This window comes from Streptomyces sp. NPDC033136 (assembly GCF_055578235.1).
This window is the reverse complement of the sequence record NZ_JBVIPD010000001.1, coordinates 535,696-555,050: the sequence shown is the minus strand read 5'-3', so window position 1 is coordinate 555,050 and position 19,355 is coordinate 535,696. Positions and strand designations below refer to the sequence as shown.

At 70.7% G+C, this 19,355-nt stretch carries 21 protein-coding genes and 1 tRNA gene; 6 read left to right on the top strand and 16 right to left on the bottom strand.

The window, feature by feature from the left end; genetic code table 11:
• Window positions 1-110: 110 nt before the first annotated feature.
• The gene (locus ACZ5TL_RS02550; RefSeq protein ID WP_468586822.1) at window positions 111-965 is read right to left on the bottom strand and encodes a DUF2382 domain-containing protein; all 855 of its coding nucleotides are present in this window, start codon (window positions 963-965) and stop codon (window positions 111-113) included.
• Window positions 966-1,902: 937 nt separating this feature from the next.
• Here ACZ5TL_RS02550 and ACZ5TL_RS02545 point away from each other — a divergent pair.
• The 5 genes from ACZ5TL_RS02545 (at window position 1,903) to ACZ5TL_RS02525 (ending at window position 8,890) form a co-directional block, all read left to right on the top strand.
• Window positions 1,903-3,321 (top strand): FG-GAP-like repeat-containing protein, encoded by a 1,419-nt coding sequence (locus ACZ5TL_RS02545; protein ID WP_468586820.1) that lies wholly within the window; start codon window positions 1,903-1,905, stop codon window positions 3,319-3,321.
• A gap of 35 nt (window positions 3,322-3,356) precedes the next feature.
• Window positions 3,357-4,802: a hypothetical protein gene (locus tag ACZ5TL_RS02540; RefSeq protein WP_468586818.1), complete on the top strand. Its 1,446-nt coding sequence runs from the start codon at window positions 3,357-3,359 to the stop codon at window positions 4,800-4,802.
• 71 nt (window positions 4,803-4,873) lie between these two features.
• Window positions 4,874-6,319 (top strand): FG-GAP-like repeat-containing protein, encoded by a 1,446-nt coding sequence (locus ACZ5TL_RS02535; protein ID WP_468586816.1) that lies wholly within the window; start codon window positions 4,874-4,876, stop codon window positions 6,317-6,319.
• A 42-nt stretch (window positions 6,320-6,361) separates the two neighbouring features.
• A complete protein-coding gene (locus ACZ5TL_RS02530) occupies window positions 6,362-7,789 on the top strand; it encodes a VCBS repeat-containing protein (protein WP_468586814.1) in 1,428 nt (475 codons plus the stop codon).
• 87 nt (window positions 7,790-7,876) lie between these two features.
• Window positions 7,877-8,890, top strand: coding sequence for a Yip1 family protein (locus tag ACZ5TL_RS02525; protein ID WP_468586812.1), 1,014 nt, complete (start codon window positions 7,877-7,879; stop codon window positions 8,888-8,890).
• 116 nt (window positions 8,891-9,006) lie between these two features.
• On the opposite strand, the gene ACZ5TL_RS02520 is transcribed toward ACZ5TL_RS02525, so the two are convergent.
• Both ACZ5TL_RS02520 and dcd read right to left on the bottom strand, forming a co-directional pair.
• Window positions 9,007-9,513 (bottom strand): phosphoribosyltransferase, encoded by a 507-nt coding sequence (locus tag ACZ5TL_RS02520; protein WP_468586810.1) that lies wholly within the window; start codon window positions 9,511-9,513, stop codon window positions 9,007-9,009.
• A 26-nt stretch (window positions 9,514-9,539) separates the two neighbouring features.
• The gene (gene dcd / locus ACZ5TL_RS02515; RefSeq protein WP_468586808.1) at window positions 9,540-10,115 is read right to left on the bottom strand and encodes a dCTP deaminase; all 576 of its coding nucleotides are present in this window, start codon (window positions 10,113-10,115) and stop codon (window positions 9,540-9,542) included.
• A 525-nt stretch (window positions 10,116-10,640) separates the two neighbouring features.
• Between dcd and ACZ5TL_RS02510 the strand changes: the two genes are divergently transcribed.
• Window positions 10,641-10,714, top strand: a tRNA-Gly gene (locus ACZ5TL_RS02510).
• A gap of 49 nt (window positions 10,715-10,763) precedes the next feature.
• Here ACZ5TL_RS02510 and ACZ5TL_RS02505 read toward each other — a convergent pair.
• The 13 genes from ACZ5TL_RS02505 to ACZ5TL_RS02445 all read right to left on the bottom strand — a co-directional run bounded on the left by ACZ5TL_RS02505 (window position 10,764) and on the right by ACZ5TL_RS02445 (window position 19,333).
• On the bottom strand, window positions 10,764-11,933 hold the full coding sequence (locus ACZ5TL_RS02505) for a tyrosine-type recombinase/integrase (RefSeq protein WP_468586806.1): 1,170 nt from the start codon (window positions 11,931-11,933) through the stop codon (window positions 10,764-10,766).
• Complete coding sequence (locus ACZ5TL_RS02500) at window positions 11,933-12,145, bottom strand: excisionase family DNA-binding protein (protein WP_086605896.1); 213 nt, start codon at window positions 12,143-12,145, stop codon at window positions 11,933-11,935. The genes ACZ5TL_RS02505 and ACZ5TL_RS02500 overlap by 1 nt, the downstream gene beginning before the upstream one ends.
• Complete coding sequence (locus ACZ5TL_RS02495; RefSeq protein ID WP_468586804.1) at window positions 12,142-13,443, bottom strand: replication initiator; 1,302 nt, start codon at window positions 13,441-13,443, stop codon at window positions 12,142-12,144. The genes ACZ5TL_RS02500 and ACZ5TL_RS02495 overlap by 4 nt, the downstream gene beginning before the upstream one ends.
• A 130-nt stretch (window positions 13,444-13,573) precedes the next feature.
• The gene (locus ACZ5TL_RS02490) at window positions 13,574-13,831 is read right to left on the bottom strand and encodes a SpdD protein (RefSeq protein ID WP_468586802.1); all 258 of its coding nucleotides are present in this window, start codon (window positions 13,829-13,831) and stop codon (window positions 13,574-13,576) included.
• A 26-nt stretch (window positions 13,832-13,857) separates the two neighbouring features.
• Window positions 13,858-14,052 (bottom strand): hypothetical protein, encoded by a 195-nt coding sequence (locus ACZ5TL_RS02485; RefSeq protein WP_037765200.1) that lies wholly within the window; start codon window positions 14,050-14,052, stop codon window positions 13,858-13,860.
• A gap of 9 nt (window positions 14,053-14,061) precedes the next feature.
• On the bottom strand, window positions 14,062-14,253 hold the full coding sequence (locus tag ACZ5TL_RS02480; protein ID WP_030868218.1) for a mobile element transfer protein: 192 nt from the start codon (window positions 14,251-14,253) through the stop codon (window positions 14,062-14,064).
• Entirely contained in the window at window positions 14,253-14,444 is a 192-nt protein-coding gene (locus ACZ5TL_RS02475) for an RING finger protein (RefSeq protein WP_104783024.1), read from the bottom strand. The genes ACZ5TL_RS02480 and ACZ5TL_RS02475 overlap by 1 nt, the downstream gene beginning before the upstream one ends.
• An 18-nt stretch (window positions 14,445-14,462) precedes the next feature.
• Window positions 14,463-15,116 (bottom strand): DUF2637 domain-containing protein, encoded by a 654-nt coding sequence (locus ACZ5TL_RS02470; protein WP_468586799.1) that lies wholly within the window; start codon window positions 15,114-15,116, stop codon window positions 14,463-14,465.
• 79 nt (window positions 15,117-15,195) lie between these two features.
• Window positions 15,196-16,569: an FtsK/SpoIIIE domain-containing protein gene (locus tag ACZ5TL_RS02465; protein ID WP_468586797.1), complete on the bottom strand. Its 1,374-nt coding sequence runs from the start codon at window positions 16,567-16,569 to the stop codon at window positions 15,196-15,198.
• Between the two features lie 5 nt (window positions 16,570-16,574).
• On the bottom strand, window positions 16,575-16,925 hold the full coding sequence (locus ACZ5TL_RS02460) for an SCO3933 family regulatory protein (protein WP_468586795.1): 351 nt from the start codon (window positions 16,923-16,925) through the stop codon (window positions 16,575-16,577).
• A 135-nt stretch (window positions 16,926-17,060) separates the two neighbouring features.
• Window positions 17,061-17,789 carry a GntR family transcriptional regulator gene (locus tag ACZ5TL_RS02455; RefSeq protein WP_468586793.1) on the bottom strand — a complete coding sequence of 243 codons (729 nt, stop codon included), beginning with the start codon at window positions 17,787-17,789 and terminating at the stop codon, window positions 17,061-17,063.
• A gap of 86 nt (window positions 17,790-17,875) precedes the next feature.
• Window positions 17,876-18,316, bottom strand: a complete 441-nt coding sequence (locus ACZ5TL_RS02450; protein WP_451320378.1) for an ATP-binding protein — start codon at window positions 18,314-18,316, stop codon at window positions 17,876-17,878.
• A gap of 276 nt (window positions 18,317-18,592) precedes the next feature.
• Window positions 18,593-19,333: a GntR family transcriptional regulator gene (locus tag ACZ5TL_RS02445; protein WP_468586791.1), complete on the bottom strand. Its 741-nt coding sequence runs from the start codon at window positions 19,331-19,333 to the stop codon at window positions 18,593-18,595.
• Window positions 19,334-19,355: the final 22 nt, after the last annotated feature.

Below are 19,355 nucleotides of genomic sequence, written 5' to 3'. Positions count from 1 at the left end.
AAGCAGGGAAGGAACAAACACACCACCCCCCCCCACCCCCCCCCCCCCCCCCCTCCCCCCCCCCCCCCCCCCCCCCCCCCCGTCCGGCTCGGCTTCCGACTGCCCTTCGGTCACCGGTCCCTCTGGTCGGTCTCGTCGGAGACGTCGGACACGTCGGTCTCGATCCGCTCCTTGCGGACCTCGCCGCGGACGGTTTCTTCCTCGGTGAGTTCCTCGGTGTCCAGCCGGACGCGTTCGACGGGGACGGTTTCCGTCTCCACGACCGGACGCTCTTCGTGGAGGGTCACCTCGTGTTCGGCCTCGGTGATATCGGGGCCGGACAGGGCCGCGTCCCGGTTGGCCTCGGTGATCGGCTCGCGTTCGACGCGGACTTCTTCGTGGCGTACGGGAACGGTCTTCTGGACCTCCTCGGTGACGACGTACTTGCGCAGGCGCGCCCGGCCCGTCTCGCGGCGTTCGACGCCGACATGCATCTGCTCCTCGGAGCGCGTCATCGCGTCGTCGGCGGCAGGCTCGCCCCTGGCAGCCATTCCGGCCTGCCCGGCCATCCCTGCCTGCCCGGCCATCCCGGCCTGCCCGGCGGTGCCGGTGCCGGTCTCTGCCCAGCCGCCCTGGTCGCGCTGGTTGGCCTGCTGCCAAGCGGTGTCCCAGTCGATTCCGTAGTGCTCGTACAGGCGGTGCTCCTCCTCCACGGACAGATGGCCGCCGGCATCGACGTCGACGTTCGGCGCGTCCTTGACCGTGTCCTTGGCGAAAGGCACCTCCAGGTGGTCCTCCACCACGGTCCCGTCGTGGATCGGCACGAACGACTCGCTGGTGCCGAACAGGCCGGTCTGTACGCTCACCCACTCGGGCTCGCCGGTCACGTCATCGAAGAAGACGTGCTTGGCTTCACCGATCTTGTTGCCGTGTGCGTCGTAGACGGGATGATCCAGCACAGTGGAAATCTGTTCGCGAGTGATCATTGGCCTTCTCCTTGTTTCTGTAGCTCTTTCACGCGTAACCACTCACCCAAGAGTCAAAAGCGGATAAGACAGAAAAATGGGGAACATTCGGACTTGCACGCTCTTTATCTGGCCACGGGGGAATGGGATCTCCTGTCACTCGGGATGAGAGCTGACGGCGAAGACGGCACTGCCGAAGGCGGAACCCGAGGAACGGCGTGAGCGGCGTGAGCGGCGTGAGCGGCGTGAGCGGCGTGAGCGGCGTGAGCAGCCGTGGCCGACGTGCGTGCCGGGCGGCCGGGCTGCCGGCTACGGCCGACCGGCTGATCGCGGCCCCCACGGCAGCCACGGCCTCCACGGGCCGCCCAGGCCCCGTCGGCTGCGGCTCCAGGGCCCCAACCGCCCGTTCCGGCCGGCCGATCCGCCACCCCGCGCTTCCCCAACCGCCCCAAGAATGAACCGAACTCACGTACAACCCTTGCGTCCCCACACAGGTCTCCTGATCGCCGACCACCCGTGAAACGCCCTGACAACTCCCGGCGAACACGGACGGTCCCGGCGCCTCATCGACTGTGGATGCCCGCCAGGCATCCCACATGCCGCAGGAGACCCCCGCATGCATCAGCACCGGCGACGCCCCGACGGACGCCCGCACCGGCGACGCCCCCACGGGCGACCGCACCCGCGCCCCGGCCCCGCGACGGCCACCGGCCCGGCCACGCCGTCGTGCGGGCCGCTCATGCCCGCGACGGGACAGTCGCTCATGTCCGCGGCAGCAGCCGGGGCGCTCCTGCCGGTGAGGGCCGGAAGGGCTACGCCCCCGGCAGAGCGGCCACCCTCAGGGTCACCACCCCGGCCACAGCGACCGTGACTCCCCGGGGCTCCGCCCCCACCCCCTGATCCGCCACATGGCCCTCCCCCCTCTCCACGCCACCGCCCCTCTCCACTCGGAGCCCCCTTGCGCACCCGCACCCTCCTCATCGCCGCCACCCTCACCACCGGCCTCCTCGCCACCGCGGTTCTCCCCGCCACACCGGCCACCGCCGCCCCCTCCGGACTGGCCGGTGACTTCAACGGCGACGGATACCGGGATGTCGCCATCGGCGCCATGAGCGCGGACGTCGGCTCCGTGCAGAGCGCCGGCGCCGTCGTCGTGCTGTACGGCTCGTCGTCCGGCGTATCGGCCACGAGGAAGACCGTCATCACCCAGAACTCCACGGGCGTCCCGGGCGCATCGGAGTCCGGTGACCGCTTCGGCAGCAGCCTCGCCGTCGGCGACCTGGACCGCGACGGCTACTCCGACCTGGTCGTCGGCGCCCCGTACGAGGACATCGGCGACCGGGACGGCATCGGCTCGGCCACCGTCCTCTGGGGCGGCAAATCCGGCCTGTCCGGCGGCAAGGGACTGCCCCAGCCGTCCGACCTCTCCGAGTGGGGCGGCTTCTCCTCCGGCATCGCGACCGGCGACTTCGACGGGGACGGCGCGACCGACGTGACCGTCACCGGCCAGAGCCGCACCCGCCTCTACAAGGGCCCCTTCACCCGCACGACCGGCCCCGCGAGCCACACCAGCATCGGCGAGTTCGGCTCGACGTACGAGGTGTTCGCGGGCGACCTGAGCGGCGACGGCGCGGCCGAGCGCGTCTACCCGTTCCTCGTCACCGGGGACGAGGGCGGCGAGATCAGCTACCACCGCTGGACCGGCACCAAGTACGCCCGCACCTACCTGCCCCAGGCCGACGGCGAGAAGGGCACCATCGCCGACGTCAACGGCGACGGCTACGGCGACCTCGTCCTCGGCGACTACCAGGACCCGTACCCCGCCAAGCCCACCGGCCACAAGGGTGGCCAGATCACCGTCTGGTACGGCGGTCCCACCGGCCCCGACCCGGCACAGACACCGACCGTGATCCACCAGGACACCGCGGGCGTGCCCGGATCCGGCGAGCACGGCGACCTGTTCGGTTCGGCGATCAGCTCCGGCGACGTCAACGGCGACGGCTACGCCGACATCGCGGTCGGCGCGTGGGCCGAGGACATCGGCACGGTCGAGGACGCCGGCTCGGTGACCATCCTGTTCGGCTCGGCCTCCGGCCTGCGCGGCAAGGGCGCCAAGTCCTACACGCAGAGCACCGCGGGCGTGCCCGGCAGCAACGAGACGATGGACGCCTTCGGCATGACCGTGCGCCTGGTCGACCTCGACAAGAACGGCAAGGCCGACCTGGTCAGCGGCGCCGGCTACGAGAACGGCTACGGCGCGGTCACCGTCCTGCGCGGCACCGCCACCGGCCTGACCACCTCCGGGGCCACGTTCCTCTCGGCCCGCGGCGTCTCCCTCAAGGGCAGCGCCGACTTCGCCTGGGCCATCGCCCAGTGACGCCCCGTCAGCCCTCCTCCCAGGCAAGGAAACCCATGCGCCGGCGCACCGCGGCCACCACCGCCCTCCTCGTGGCGGCCCTGACCCCGCTCACCCTCACCCTCACCGTCTCCTCCCCCGCCGCCCACGCCGCCCCCGCCGCCACGGCCGCCGTCCCGTACGACTTCAACGGAGACGGCCGTACCGACCTGGCCATCGGCGCGCCGGGCGCCACGGTCTCGGGGAAGGCGAAGGCGGGCGCCGTGTCCGTCGTCTACGGCAGCACGAGCGGGCCGAAGAGCTCCACGCGCACGCTGCTCACCCAGGACACGGCCGGCATGCCAGGCGCCGCCGAGGCCGACGACGCCTTCGGCTCCGCGGTCGCCTCCGCCGACCTGAACACCGACGGCTACGCCGACCTGCTGATCGGCACGCCCGGCGAGGACGGCAGCGACACCAACGACGGCACCGTCACCATCGTCTGGGGATCCAAGTCGGGCCTGTCCGGCGCCCGTTCGCTGTTCAGCTTCTTCAGCACCGACTACGACCGCTACGGCCAGACCCTCGCCGCGGGCGACTTCGACCACGACGGCGACACCGACGTCGCGGTCGGCTCCACGGGACCGGTCACCCTCTCCCTCGTCGCCGGGCCGATCACCAAGACCGGTGCGCACAACGGCGGTTCGGGCTCGCGCAACAACGGCTGGTCCACCTCGCACGGCATCACCCACCTCTCCTCCGGCGACATCACCGGCGACGGCCGCCCCCGCGTGATCCTGCACGGCCGCGCCCAAGGCACCGACGACGCCGTCACCGCCCTGGCCGACCTGGAGATCGGCAACTACGACGACTGGCTCCAGGACCTGCCCGCCGGTCACGTCTCGGCCGTGGGCGACATCGACAAGGACGGCTACGCCGACATCGCCGTCGGCAACGACCGGGAGACCGCCGCCGACCCGGCCGGCGCCCTCGGCGGCAAGGTCACCGTCGTCTACGGCGGACCCGCCGGCCGCGACACCGACCGCGCCCCGCTCGTCCTCACCCAGAACACGGCCGGGGTGCCCGGCGCATCCGAGTCCGGCGACCGCTTCGGCAGCGGCGTCGCGCTCGGCGACGTCAACGGCGACGGCTACGCGGACCTGGCGGTGGGCGCCGCGGGCGAGAACTCCGCCGCCGGTGCCGTCACCGTGCTGTTCGGCTCGGCGTCCGGCCCGACCACCAAGGGCGCGACGTGGTACTCCCAGAACACCGCGGGCGTGCCGGGGAGTTCGGAGAAGGGCGACCGCTTCGGCGCCCGCGTCACCCTCACCGACCACACCGGCGACGGCCGCGCCGACCTGTCCGTCTCCGCGCCGGGCGAGAACGCCGGCGACGGCGCGGTCTGGTCCCTGCGCGGCACGACGACCGGCCCGACGGCCACCGGCTCGACGAGCTTCGGCCCGGGCACGACGGGCGTCTCGAAGGCCGGCGCACCGGCATACGGCACGGCCCTCAACTCCTGATCAACAGCCCCTGATCAACAACTCCTGATCGACAGTTCCGATCCACAGCTCCTGACCAGAACGGGGACCCCATGCGCAAGCGCACTCTTCTCCTGGCCACCGGCCTCACCACCGCCCTCACCACCGGCCTGCTCACCGCCCTGCCCGCGACGGCGGCCACCGCCGCGCCCTCCGGCCTCTCCGGCGACTTCAACGGCGACGGCCACCGCGACCTCGCGATCGCCGCCCCGCTCGGCAAGATCGGCGGCAAGACCGCGGCCGGCTACGTCGCCGTCGTGTACGGCACGGCGAACGGCCTCGACAGCTCCAAGCGGCAGATCATCAGCCAGGCCACCGACGGCATCCCGGGCGTCCCGGAGTCGTCCGACTACTTCGGCGACCGCATGACCACCGGCGACCTGGACGACGACGGCTACACGGACCTGATCGTGGGCGTGCACGCCGAGCGGATCGGCTCCACCGACGACTCGGGCGTGCTCACCGTCGTCTGGGGCGGCGCGAGCGGCCTGAAGACCGCGACCGACCTGTCCGCCCCACTCCCCGAGAACCGCAACGAGCTGGGCTGGTCCGTCGCCACCGGCGACTTCGACGGCGACGGCGACACCGACCTGGCCGCCGCCAACATCGCCTACCCCGAGCTGAACGTCTTCGAGGGCCCGATCACCCGCACCGGCAAGGCCGCCGGGCTCACCGGCATCGACACCTCCGCCCGGACCGGCATCAACACCGACCGCCTCGTCGCGGGCGACGTCACCGGCGACGGCAGGACGGACCTGCTGGTCATGGGCCAGGAGGAGGCCGGCGACGGCTACCGCACCCGCAGCGTGCTGTACAAGGGCTCGGCGACCGGCCTGACCTCCGGCAGCAAGCTCGCGGGCGGCTACGCGGCCGTGATCGCCGACGTGAACAAGGACGGCTACGGCGACATCGTCACCGGCAACTTCATGGAGAAGTCGACGGACGAGCCGAACGGCGGCCCCGGCGGCGCGGTCACCGTGACCTACGGCGCGGCCGGCGGGCTGAGCACCCGCACCCCCGTCCGCATCACCCAGGACACCACCGGCGTGCCGGGCGCCGCCGAGAGGAACGACCGCTTCGGCTGGAGCCTGTCGGCCGGCGACACCAACGGCGACGGCTACGCCGACATCGCGGTCGGCGCTCCGTACGAGGCCATCGGCTCGGTGAAGCAGGCCGGCATGGTCACGATCCTGCGCGGCTCGGCGTCCGGCCTGACCGGCAGCGGTGCCAAGGCCTTCTCCCAGGGCACCACGGGCGTCCCCGGCGCCGTCGAGGCGTACGACTCCTTCGGCTCCGCCGTACAGCTCACCGACGCGAGCGGCGACGGCCGCGCGGAGCTGGTGGCGAGCGCCTCCGGCGAGAACACCGGTGACGGCGCGGTCTGGCTGCTGAAGGCCACCGCTTCCGGCATCACGGCCACCGGGTCCAAGTCCTTCGGCGCCGCGACCGTGGGCGGCCCGACGGGCGACGCGTACTTCGGCGACGTGCTCGCGGGCTGACCCCCGGACGTATCGACCCATCCCCTACAGGAGGAACACCTCATGCGCAGGCACACCGCGGCCACGCTCACGGCCGCCCTGCTGACCGCCGGACTCACCCCGCTCACGCTGGCCACCCCCGCCTCCGCCGCCCCCGCCACGTACGCCGACGACTTCAACGGCGACGGCTACCGCGACCTCGCCACCGCCGCGCCCTACACCCCCGTAGGCGGCAGGACCGACGCGGGCGCCGTCGTCGTCACCTACGGCTCCGCGAACGGCATCAGCGCCTCCCGCCGCACCATCCTCACCCAGGACACCGCCGGCATCCCCGGCACCGCCGAGAAGGGCGACCGGTTCGGCAAGGCCCTCGCCTCCGGCGACCTGAACGCCGACGGCTACGCCGACCTCGTGATCGGCAGCGTCGGCGAGGACATCGGATCCGACGTGGACGGCGGCTCCGTCACCGTCGTCTGGGGCGGCAAGAACGGCCTCTCCGGCGGCCGGGGCGTCTCCGACCCCGCCGTGTCGGCCCACGACGAGTACGGCATGTCCCTCGCCGTCGGCGACTTCGACGGCGACGGCCGCCCCGACCTCGCCGTCGGCAGCACGGGCAGCGACGTCTGGATCCACCGGACCTTCACCAAGGCCTCCGGCGCGGCCTCCCGCTACGAACTCGCCACCGGCCTGCAGACCGGCAGCAGCATCTACGGCGCCCAGGACCTCTCCGCCGGCGACCTCGACGGCGACGGCACCGACGACCTGGTGGTCACCGGCAGCGAGGCGTCGACGTACGACGACGGCAACATGGTCTACCTCGGTTCCGCCTCCGGCCTCACCTACCAGACGTTCCTGAGGAGCGGCGGCTGGGAGCTGGCGACCGTCGGCGACCTGAACGGCGACGGCTACGACGACGTCGTCTCGGCGGCGTACGGCGGCGACGGCAAGAGCCTCGGCGGCTCCGTCAGCGCCTACCTCGGCAGCGCGAACGGCGTCCGCACCCGGCCCCAGACCACGATCAACCAGGACACCGCCGGGGTGCCGGGCGCGGACGAGGAAGGCGACTGGTTCGGCAACGACCTCTCCCTCGCGGACGTCAACGGCGACGGCTACGGCGACCTGGCCGTCGGCACGCTCCACGAGACCATCGGCACCGCCGAGATCGCCGGCAGCGTCACCGTGCTGCGCGGCTCCGCCGCCGGCCTGACCGCCACCGGCGCCCAGACGTTCACCCAGAACACCGCGGGCGTCCCCGGCACCGCCGAGTCCGCCGACCGCTTCGGTGCGTCCGTACGCCTGTCCGACCTCACCGGCGACGGCAAGGCGGACCTGTCCGTCGGCGCCGACGGCGAGAACCACCCCTCGGGCGCCGTCTTCAGCCTGCGCGGCTCGGCCTCGGGCGTGACCACCAAGAACGCGATCAGCTTCGGCCCCGGCTCGCTCGGCATGTCGACGACCGGCTACCTCAGGCTCGGCCAGGACATGCTCTAGCCGACACCCCGGTGCGGGGCCCCACCGGCACCCGTACGGCCCAACCCTGACGGCTCACGGAGGCCCAAGGTCCCTGCCCCTTAAGGGATGTCACAGCTCGGCCGCAAAGCCGGGCCCGGAACCCCGGGCCCGGCACGCCGACGCCGGGGACCAGGTACGTTCGAAGACGTGGCTGGATTCAGGATCGGACGCGGCCGTAGCAACGGCGCTCCTCAGACGCGACCGCACAACCCTCCGAACGGGCGGCAGGCGCCGCAGGGGCCGGCGTACGGCTCCCCGCAGGCGCCGCAGCGGTACCCGCAGGCGCCGCAGCCGTACGGCAACGGCGGCGGCCCCACCTGGCCGCAGCCGAACGCCGGACCCGGCGGCGGCTACGGCGGCCAGGGCGAGCCGGAGTACTTCGGTGACGGCGCGTACCCGCCCGGCCCGCAGGGCCCGCACGACCCGTACGCGGCGAACAACCCGGGCCACACCCAGGCCTTCTCGGTCGGCGAGGACCCCTACACCCAGGGCGACACCTACCGCGCCGGCTCGGCGGCCCCGCCGCCCGGCCCGGTCGGCCCGCGCCTGCACTGGAAGGCACTGCTGAAGGGCGTCGTCCTCGCCCCGAACCAGACCTTCCTGCAGATGCGGGACTACTCGATGTGGGGCCCGGCCCTCATCGTCACGTTCCTCTACGGCCTGCTCGCCGTCTTCGGCTTCGACGGCGCCCGTGCGGACGCGATAAACGCCACACTGTCGAACGCGGTCCCGATCGTCCTGACCACGGCCGTCGCGATGGTGCTGAGCGCGTTCGTCCTGGGCGTGGTCACCCACACCCTGGCCCGCCAGCTCGGCGGCGACGGCGCCTGGCAGCCCACGGTCGGCCTGTCCATGCTGATCATGTCCCTCACGGACGCGCCCCGCCTCGTCTTCGCGATGTTCGCCGGCGGCGACGCGACCTTCGTGCAGATGCTCGGCTGGGCCACGTGGGTCGCGGGCGGCGTACTGCTGACCCTGATGGTCGGCCGCTCCCACGACCTGCCCTGGCCGAAGGCACTCGGCGCGTCGGCGATCCAGCTGATCGCCCTCCTGTCGATCGTGAAGCTGGGCACGGTCTGACCGACCGCACGACCACGGAAGAGGGGCTCCCCACGGGGAGCCCCTTTCCTTGTCCCTGCCTGCTGCCTGCTACCTGCTGCCTGCCGGCTGCCGACCTGGGCCTGCTCGCTCGAAGGTCAGGCGTCGAGCACCTGCCCAGCACGGCGCACCACGGGCTGCTGAACGGACCACGGGAAGTTGATCCACTCATCGGTCCGCTTCCACACGTACTCGCACTTCACAAGCGACTGGGACTTCTCGTAGACGACCGCGCTGCGCACCTCGGCGACGGTGTCGAGGCAGAAGTCGCGCACCAGCTTGAGCGTCTTGCCGGTGTCGGCGACGTCGTCGGTGATCAGCACCTTCTTCCGGGAGAAGTCGATGACGTTGGGCACGGGGGCGAGCATGACGGGCATCTCGAGGGTGGTGCCGACGCCCGTGTAGAACTCCACGTTCACGAGGTGGATGTTCTTGCAGTCGAGGGCGTAGGCGAGCCCGCCGGCCACGAAGACACCGCCGCGGGCGATGCTGAGGACTATGTCGGGCTCGTACCCGTCGTCGGCGATGGTCTGCGCGAGCTCGCGCACGGCCACGCCGAACTGCTCGTAGGAGAGGTTCTCCCGTACGCCACTCGTGCCACTCATGCCGGTGTCGCTCATGCCGCTGTCGCTCACACCTGGGTCCGGTGGAAGTTGAGGAAGGACCGGGAGGCTGTCGGCCCCCGCTGGCCCTGGTACCGGGACCCGTACCGCTCGCTGCCGTAGGGGAAGTCGGCGGGCGAGGTCAGCCGGAACATGCACAGCTGCCCGATCTTCATGCCCGGCCAGAGCTTGATGGGCAGGGTGGCGAGGTTGGACAGCTCGAGGGTGACGTGGCCGCTGAAACCCGGGTCGATGAAGCCGGCGGTGGAGTGGGTCACCAGCCCCAGCCGCCCCAGCGAGCTCTTGCCCTCCAGCCGGGAGGCGAGATCGTCGGGCAGGGTGATGACCTCGTACGTACTGGCGAGGACGAACTCCCCGGGGTGCAGGATGAACGGCTCGTCCCCCTCCGGCTCCACGAGCCGGGTCAGGTCCGCCTGCTCGATGGCGGGGTCGATGTGCGGGTACCGGTGGTTCTCGAACACCCGGAAGTAGCGGTCGAGGCGCACGTCGATGCTCGACGGCTGCACCATCACGTCGTCATAGGGATCGATCCGTACCCGCCCGGCGTCGATCTCGGCCCGGATGTCCTTGTCTGAGAGAAGCACGCCCCGAGGATACGCAAGGCGCGCGGAGCGACCACAACCGGACGACTCCGCGCGCCTGCACGCCTGTTTGTTGTTACTTGCTGCCGTTTTGTCCGCTACCGCTTCTGGTAGCTGACGGGCACCACGCTCCGGAGCCGCGCACAGCGCGGACACCGAAGCAGCCGCCCGGGGCCGAGCCGCTCGGCCTGCTGCATCGGGAACGAAGCGGTGGTGAACACGTGCCCATCGGCACAACGGACGACGGTGCGCTCCATCAAGTCCAAGAGTCCCTTCCCCAAGAGCCGCGTCTGGCTGCTGCTTGCCTGACGACAAAAGCCACAGTACGGGATCAAAGGGACGGCCTTCCAGGCGGCACTCCGGTCCCGTCCGGACCCTCTGCCACGGCCCCACCGTACGCCCCAACTCCGGCGCCCCGCAGCCGCATCCCACCCCTGAAATACCCTCAGGCCCCGCGGCTCGAGCACCGGGGGCCTGGCATGAGGTAAAGTGGCGACCGTTCGGGCACCGACTCCGTCGGCGTCTTACGCGGGTGTAGTTTAATGGTAGAACATCAGCTTCCCAAGCTGAGAGCGCGAGTTCGATTCTCGTCACCCGCTCCACGAAGAAGGCCCAGGTCAGAGACCTGGGCCGTTTTGCTGTCCGCTGTGATCACTGGCCGCGTGCCAGATTCGTGCCAGAAGGCCTCTCGGCAGCCTTCCGGGCAGCCTCCTCGCGGGCCTTCCGGACCGTGACGTCGAGGCCGGCGGCGACCTCCTCCTGTCGCTCCTCGTCGGAGTGCTGATAGATCAGCGCGGCCTTCTCGGACGACTGTCCGGCGCGCACCATCGTGTCCTTCAGGGTGGCGCCCGACCGGGTGGACAGCGTGTGCCCGGTGTGCCGCAGGTCGTAGAACCGGAAGCCCTCGGGCATGCCGACGACCTCCCGGGCCCTCCGCCACTTCCGCCCGAAGGTGCTGCGCCGGAAGGGAGCCCCCTTCTCACCGACGAAGAGCAACCCGTCCGGACCCGGCTCGGCATAGGACTCCAGATGCCAGCGAAGCTCCCGGCGGAGGAAGGCGGGAAGAATCACAGTCCGGGTGCCTGCGTCGGACTTGGTGTCGCCCTGGACGCGGCGCCCGTTCATCCGTTCCGGCTCGGCGAGGCGGACACGGAGGTGCAGGTTGTCCAGGTCGACGTCCCGTCGCCGGAGACCGGCCAGCTCTTCCGGTCGGAGTGGGCCGTAGGCGCCGAGGTAGACCATGAGCCGCCACCGCATGCCCACCGCGTTGGCGAGCGCGTCCACCTGGCCCACGGTGGCGATGCGCCGCTCAGCGGCCTTCTCTTTACCGGCGCCCTTGATGCGGCACGGGTTCCGCGTGATCAGTTCGTCGTCCACGGCCGTCTCCATGATGGCTTTGAGGAGCCGGTACGCCTTGGCCGTGATCGTCTTGGCACCGGTGAGCCGCAGCCGTTCAGCCCGCCACTCCCGGACTCGGGGCGCGGTGATCTCGTCCAAGTCCAGGTCGGCGAAGGCGAACAGGTGCTTGTCGAGGAGGTAGCGGTAGAGGTCCTGCGTCAGCGGCGCGAGCTCCCGTTCCTCCACCCACTTCTCCGCGTAGGCCCGGAAGCTCACCGCGCCCGCATCGGGGTCACGCCACTCGCCACGGCGGATCTCGGTCTGCTTTTCGGCGAGCCAGTCATCGGCGTCCGCCGTCGTCTCGAACGTGAAGGGCGCCGGACGCATCACCCCGTCGGGCCCCGGGTAGCGCGCCTGGTACCGGCCGGAGGGAAGCTTTCTGATCGCGCCGAAGCGGCGGCGCCTGCCCCTGCTGTTGGCCATCAGGCAGCCCTCCCGTAGCGCGGCCGGGGGCGCCTCAGCGGCTCCACCGTGCGGGACCGGATGAACTCCTCGACCGCGCTCTCCGGGATACGCACATGCCGGCCGACCTTCACGTACCGAATGCGCCGCTCCTCGATGAGCCGCCGGGGGAAGCGGGGAGTCGTGCCGAGCAGCTCGGCGACCTGGTCGACGGACAGGTAGCGGTCGTTCATGTGGTGGGCTCTCCTTCCGTTCCGGGGGCGGGTTCGAGGGATGCGGCGAGCCAGGCTTCACCGGTGCTGAGGCCGGTTCCGGCGAAGACCCAGTGGGCGAGGACGAGCGTGGTTTCGCCGTCTTGGGGAGCGGCAGTGGCGGCTTGGGCGCGGCGCCATTCGGCGCGGGCATCGCGGAGGGCGCCGAGGGTGGTGGAGTAGCGGCGGGACTTGGTGGAGAAGTGGCCGCGGAAGCCGAGCATGTGGGCCCAGGCACGCAGGCGGAGGTGTTCGAGGTCCTTGCGTGCGCCGAGGAACCATGCGGTGCGGATCATGCGCCGGGCGTGGTCGGTGATCCGGGTCTGTGCCAGTTCGGCAAGGAAGCGGATGGGCCGGTCCAGGGTGCCGGTCGCTGTCTCGGCGCCTTTGGTGGCGTACTTGGCGATGTACGCGGCGACGGCCCGTTCGGTCAGTTCCTGGCCGCCGTCGAGGTCGGCGGAGCGGATGGTGCGGACGTCGAGTTGGCGGCCGAAGGTGAAGGTGTGGGCGCGGCCGTCGACGTGCGGTCCGTTGACGCGGGTGGCGGTGGCGGCGGCGTGGATGGCGTCGGTCAGCAGCTCGGCGGACGCCCAGGCCGGAGGGGCCGTGCCGCCGCCCTCCGGGCCGTCGAGGCGGATGACCGCGTGGAAGTGGACGGCGCCCCGCTTCTGGTACTCGGCGACCTTGGCGAAGGAAACGCGCGCGTGGTCCCGGAACGCACGCTGGGTGAGTCCGGCACGCTTGGCGATCTCACGGCGCAGGTAGATCGAGAAGCGCCGCCAGAGGGCTCCGGCGTGGGCGTTCCAGAGGACAGCCGCTTCGTAGTCATACGCGTCCGGGTCGAGGGGCGTACCGAGGGCCGGGTCTGTTTCGTCGTGCCGGGCGCCGCAGCGGCAGGGTCGCCCGCTGGAGGGGCGGTTGTGGACGGGGCCGAAGCTCGGTGCGGTGAGGGTGGCGAAGACGCGTGGGTGTGTGCCGACCTGTTCGGCGGTGCCCTTGCCGCCGCGGAGTCCGGCGGTGATCAGGTGGAAGGTGTCTCGGCGGTAGACCTCCGCGCAGGCCGCGCAGCGGGTGGCACGGCGGTTGTTGCAGCGGACGAGGAGACTTCCGGCGGGCAGGGAGGACGAGTCGAGGTGGTTCAGGACGCGCCCGATCTCGCCGGTTGTCGAGTCGACGGCGTACTCGGTGCGGTGGCCGTCGAGGCGCACGGGGTTGGTGCAGCCGCCCAGGCCGGAGAGTTGGCGGGCCAGCTCGGGCATGGTGCCGAGGGAGGCCAGCATGGAGAGTTCCGCCAGCGGGGGCGGAGTCTGCCGGGTGATGATGGGTCGTCCTTTCGACTGTTTCGGCGGTTGGGAGGAGCGGCCCCGGGGCGGCGGGATGCTTGGCGGCGTTTGCCGCCCCGGCGGCCGGTCAGCGCCTGTTGGCGCCGGTGACGAGGGAGCGCAGGACCACGGCGGCGATGGCCACGGACACGGCCGAGACGGCGACCGCCGCCAGGAGCGCGGTGAGGACGACGCCGACGACGACCACGGCGGCGACCGCACCGGCGCCGACCCCCACGAACGGGGCGACCGAGCGGCCGGCGAAGGGAGCCGGGGCGCGGTCCTGCGGGATGTGGGTGGTGATGCTCGGGACGTGCGGGGTGTCGGGCAGCTTGGGGCGGAACATCGCGGGACTCCTTGTCGGTCGGGGTGTCATTCGTGGGTGCCGTTGACGACGTCGACCCCGGTGCGGGTGCCGGACTCGATGGCCGGGGCGAGGATGGTGTGCGAGAGCCAGAAGCCGAACAGCGCGATCACGACGGCGACCCAGAGGCGGATGCCGAGGAACTTGATCGCGGCCCAGGCGATGACGCCCAGGACGAAGACGAGCGGGAGCGAGACGGTCACGGGAGCTCCTCAGCGGACGCGGCAGCGGTGGGTGCGCGCGGCCAGCTCGGCGGCGGCGCGGCTGTCGTAGTCGGTGGAGAAGCCGCAGCGCGGAGCCGTGCAGGCAGCGGTGTGCTTCTCTCGGCCCCGGCCGTCGTAGTACGTGGCGACCTGGACGGGGCCGATGCGGACGACGCGGCGGAAACGGCGGTTGGCGGACATCAGGGCATCTCCTTGTCGGTCTCGCCGGTGAAGTCGGTGACGTGGTCGGCCAGCCAGCGCAAGATCTCGTCGCCCTCGTAGCTGTCGGCGGCGAGGATCACCGGCTCGGCGATCAGCACGGCTTCGGTCAGGCGGTTCTGTCGGGTCAGCTCGGCGGCGCGCTTCAGCGCGCGGAGCGTGGACGGGCGCAAGGGGGAGATTCCTCCGGGTCAGGTGAGTTGGGTGGTGATGGCTTCGGCGAGCGGCATCGGGACACCGAGCCGCGCGCGAAGGGTCGAGGTGTCGATGTCGGTTCCGGTCCGGGCGCGGTGTTCGTCGGCGACCTTGCGGGCGAGAGTGACAAGCGCGGGCGGCACCGGGGACGGAGGCGGTGAAGCTGACTCCGGGGCGACGGCCGGTAGTTCGGGGGCACCCGGCGCCTCGACGTCTGCGGCGGTCGATTCCGGCGCCTGTGCCGTCGAAGGTGGTTCCGGTGCCGTCGCCGGGTCCGCGCTGGGATGCGCTGCTCCGTGAGCGAGCAGCGTGCCGCCCAGGAAAGCGACCGCGGGCCATCCGGCGACGAGGATGCGGAGCCAGGCCGGTACGTTCTCTAGGTCGAGCAGACCGGCGGTGGCGACGTTGGCGCCCAGGGACGCCGTCAGTGCGACGAGGAACCAGCACCACCCGGACGTTTTCGACTCACCGGAGCGCAGGCGCCGCCAGGCCGCCACCAACAACAGGTCGACGGAGACCGGATAGGCCCACGCCTTCCAGCCGTTCTGTCCGGCAGCGAGTGCCAGGTCATGCAGGTGAGCGAAGGACAGCGCGGCGGCGATCAGCGCTTGAACGAGCACGGCGTCCACGCGGACGGGCAGGGCGCGCACGGCCACTCCTTCCAGTTCCGGGCATGGGTGGGGTAGGGACTTGGCGCGGGACGGCCGCGCCGACCGTGGGAGCGGGCGGTTACTCGGTGATCGGCCGAGGAGTGGCCAGGGGGCTGGACTCCTTCACCGGCACGGGAGGGACGTAGGGCCGGAACGGCGCGAGCGCCGGAACGTCCGGGGCCAGGTGCGCCGTCTCGCGGCAGGTGGCCGCAGCGTCGGCGAGGGACAGGTGAGGGGTGCGGATGCGGGACCAGCCACCGGAGGTGTCGCCGACGACGGCGAGGCCGGGCAACTCGGCAGCGATGGCGCAGGAGGCCAGGACAGCCTCAGGGGCGATGTCACCGAGCGCCATCTTCGCGGACGCTTCGTCGTTCACTCGATGGCAGACCCGCCCGGTGAGCTGAGCCCGGAGCATGGTCGCTCCCTTGCCCAGCTCAGCCCCGAAGCGCTGCCCGCACACCTCCAGATAGATGCCGGCCGCACGGCCGAGCTGAGCGAGCCGGATCAGCTGAGTGACCATCTCGTCCCGTCGCTCCTCCTCCTTCCTCGTAGCGACGAGAAAGAGTTCCGCCACTTCATCGACGAACAGCACGATGGGAGCCGGGCGTTCATCTTCCGGCAGGCCCCAGACGTCTGAGGTGATCAGTTCATCCGGGGTGCCGGGCGCGATGCCCTGCCGCGCTTTGATCAGGTCGTATCGGTCCTCCATTTCCTTGACGAGCACGGGCAGCAGCTCGGCCGCCTGTTCCGGGTCGGTCGCCAGCGCGGAGAGTCGAGGAGCGAACGGGGCCAGCTCCACACCGCGCTTGCAGTCGACCCCAACCAGGACCACCGGCTGAGCGGCCAGCCCGGCGAGCAGGTTCCGCAGGAACATGGACTTGCCGGACAGCGTGGCGCCGAGCACGAGTTCGTGAGGTACGGCCCGATAGTCCCGCACGAAGGCGGTCGCGTCCTCCCGCAGAGCCACCGGCACGCGGAGCGGACCGGCGTCGGTCCGGCGAGGCATCCGCACCTTGCGTAGGACGTCGAAGCCGACGAGCCGCAGTTCCACGACACCGGGCTTGACGTCCCGCACGTATACGGCGTGAACGCCCCAGGCATGCCGGAGCCGTTCGGCCGAGGCCGCCACGTCCGCCGGTTCCTGGCCCGGAGCCAGCCGCAGCCGGAGCCGCAGACCGGTCGAGGTTGGTCGGATCACGCCCCGGCGAGGAGGAACGGGCCGGACCTCACGGCGCGTCGTGGCCTTGACGGCCAGGGCCCGCCACCGAGGCGGCTCGACCGTCAGGCCGCACGCGTCCATGGTGGAGGTGTACGAGGCCAGCAACCGGGCCACCGAAACGGGCAGCCCGACCGTGGACCAGTACGCCGCCGGATGGGCATGCCGGGCGTAAGCCGCGCCGCCTATCGCAGCGAGCGACCCACCCAGCTCGGCCCACGTCACCAGGTCGGTCACGACGATCAGCCCGCCTGCTCCATCGGGAAGGCGCCAGGAGCAACGGCGGTCGCCCGGTAGGCGATGCCGTGCCGCTGCTGCCCGTTGAACACGCTCTCCCACGGCCGGGCAATGAGCCCCGGCAACGAAACCGGGGCCCCCACGGTCAGGCCCTCCGTCACACCGCTCTCGGGGACGGTGACCTGAAGCAGCGACGACTCACCCTCGTCGATGTAGACGACGCCGACCGTCATCAGCGCCTCACCACTCACGGCGTCCTTGGCGATCTCACCGGTCTGCCGGTCACGCACCTTCGGCGCCGGCGCCTCGGTGAGCAGGATCGTGGCGGTCGAAGCGTCAATACGGATCACACGCACAGATTTCTCCTCCTGAGTCGACCAACTTGCCATCCTGACAAGTTGACTTAGCAAGTTCGAAACTAGAGATGCCAAGTTGACTTGTCAAGTGCGAATCGAGGTGGGAGTCGACGGCGAACTTGCCGCGATTCGGGCTCAGTTCAGACGGTAGGTGTCTTCCAGTTCCTGCCGGTCGGCAGGAAGTAGCACGTCGGAGACTTGCAGAGCCTGCCCCGAAGCGTCACACGCGACGACCAGGACACTGAGGACCGGAACGCCCTCAGGGAGATCCAGAAGCTCCGCTTCGGCGCGCTCCGGCAGGCGGGCCGAAACCCGTTCCGTGACATGGTCGAAGCGGACCTTCTTGCGCGTCTCCAGATGTGCGCGAGTGCCGCCCGTCAGCGCATCAGCGCTCTCCAGCTCAGTGCCTTCGACCAGGCCGGCGGGGAAGTAGGACGACACCAGCTCCACCGGTTCGCCGTCCTCCTCCACCAGAAAGCGGCGCATGAGAGTCTTGGCCCGCTTGGGCAGCCCGAGGGCGGAGGCGACCCGCACCGGAACGGGGACGTAACCGACTTCAACCAACCGCCCCGCCGCATGCGACTCGTCGCGCGTAAGCGTCTCACTCCCCCGGCGGTCCTTCTGCTCGACGACAGCCGGGCGGCCTCGCACGATCGTGCCGTACCCCTGCCGGGACTCCACCCAGCCGTCACGCTTCAGCAGCTCCAGCGCCCGGACGACGGTCGGCCGGGACATCCCGAAGGACTGCACCAGTTGGTTCTCACTGGGAACCCGAGTGCCGGGCGGATACGTGCCATCCTCGATGCGACGCTGGATCGTCTGCGCGAGGCGCACGTACTTCGGTGGCTCCACTTCATACGCCATGAACGCCGCCCGTCGGGATTGGTCAAGTCAACTGGTCAACCAGACTAGCGAATCTCCGATTGTCGAAGTAGAAGCGGAGCGAACTCTTACCTTCCGGGCCAGGCATCGGCCACCACGAAGGAGACGACAGTTCCGCCGAAACGACTCGGCGCCGCGTGCCACGACTCGGCCAGCGAATCGACCAGGAGCAGTCCCCGCCCGTGGGAGTCGTTGGCGTCGGGATGCCTCAGCCGCACGTTCGCCGGAAAGCCGGGGTTGTGCACGTCGACCCGAAGCGAGGTCCCCTCACGGAACCACTCAACCCGGACCAGCCAAGGATCGTCCGACCGGCCGTAAGCGATGGCGTTGGTCACCAGCTCCGAGATCATCAGCGCACAGTCATCGACGGAGCAGGCCGGGTTATACGGGGCGATGAACTTGCGGAACCAGCGCCGCGCCCGCGGTACGGACTCAGCGACAGGGTGCAAGGTCATCGCACCGAGACGCGGTGATTCCTCAGACGGGTAGCGGTCGATCATGTAAGCCATCCGGTGCTCACTTCCTGCCGCTACCGTCGCAGTCGAGGCAGCGCCGCTTTGATGTGGCGCGGGTACGGTCGGCGGCGGTGGCAAGCGCCAGGGTCGTACGCGAGCCGACGCGCTTCCAACCGCGCCCCCGGCAACCCCGGCAAGGTAAGTGCGTGCCCTGATCCGGCCGCTGACTCGTCACACCGCGCCTCCTCCCAGTGAAGTGGCCTTAGCCACTTCCTGGATAGTGGCATTAGCCACTTGGTCGACGCAAGCGATTCGCTGCAACTGGCCCCCTCAGGTGAGGGGGTAACCCTGCTCGAACGCCCAGCGATGCGGCGGGTAGGTGGCCTCAGCGAACTCCAACGGCCGGTCCTGGAGGTCGAAGACGACGTGGTGCACGATCAGGACGGCGGAGCCGGTGGCAAGTTGGAGGTCCTCGGCCTCTTCCTCCGTGGCCGCACGCGCGCACATGCGGTCTTCCGCGTAACTCCCTTGCCGTCCGGTCATGTTCTCGACGTACAGCAGCGTCCCCTCTTGGATCCGCTCCGGCTCCAGGAGCTTCGGCGCGCGCTGACCGACATCCGGAGCGAACCACGAGGTGGACAGGGTGATCGGCCCGTCCTGGTTGTTGGTCACCCGCCGCCGGTGCACCGCCCGACGGTCCTTGACCAGGCCCAGCGCCTCAGCCACGTGGTCCGGCGCCTCCAGCCAACCGGCAGAGGTGATCACGGCGTACTCGCCCGGTGTGTAGATCTTCCCGGTCTGCCGAGCGCGCCCGTACAACTCACGAGCTCGCCGGTTGACTTCGAGGCTGCGCACGTACGTGCCTGACCCCTGGCGCTTCTCGACGAGCCCTTGATGGCTCAGCGCCTCCAGCGACCGTGCGGCCGTGGGCCGGGACACCTTCCAGTCCGTCGCCAACTGCCGTTCGGACGGCACCTCGTCACCTGGTCGCAGGTCACCCCGAAGAATCTGATCACGGATGTAGTGCGCGATCTGGAGATACTTCGGCTGAGCCTCCTCGATCTGCGGCATCAGTTCTCCTCACCCAAGGCGA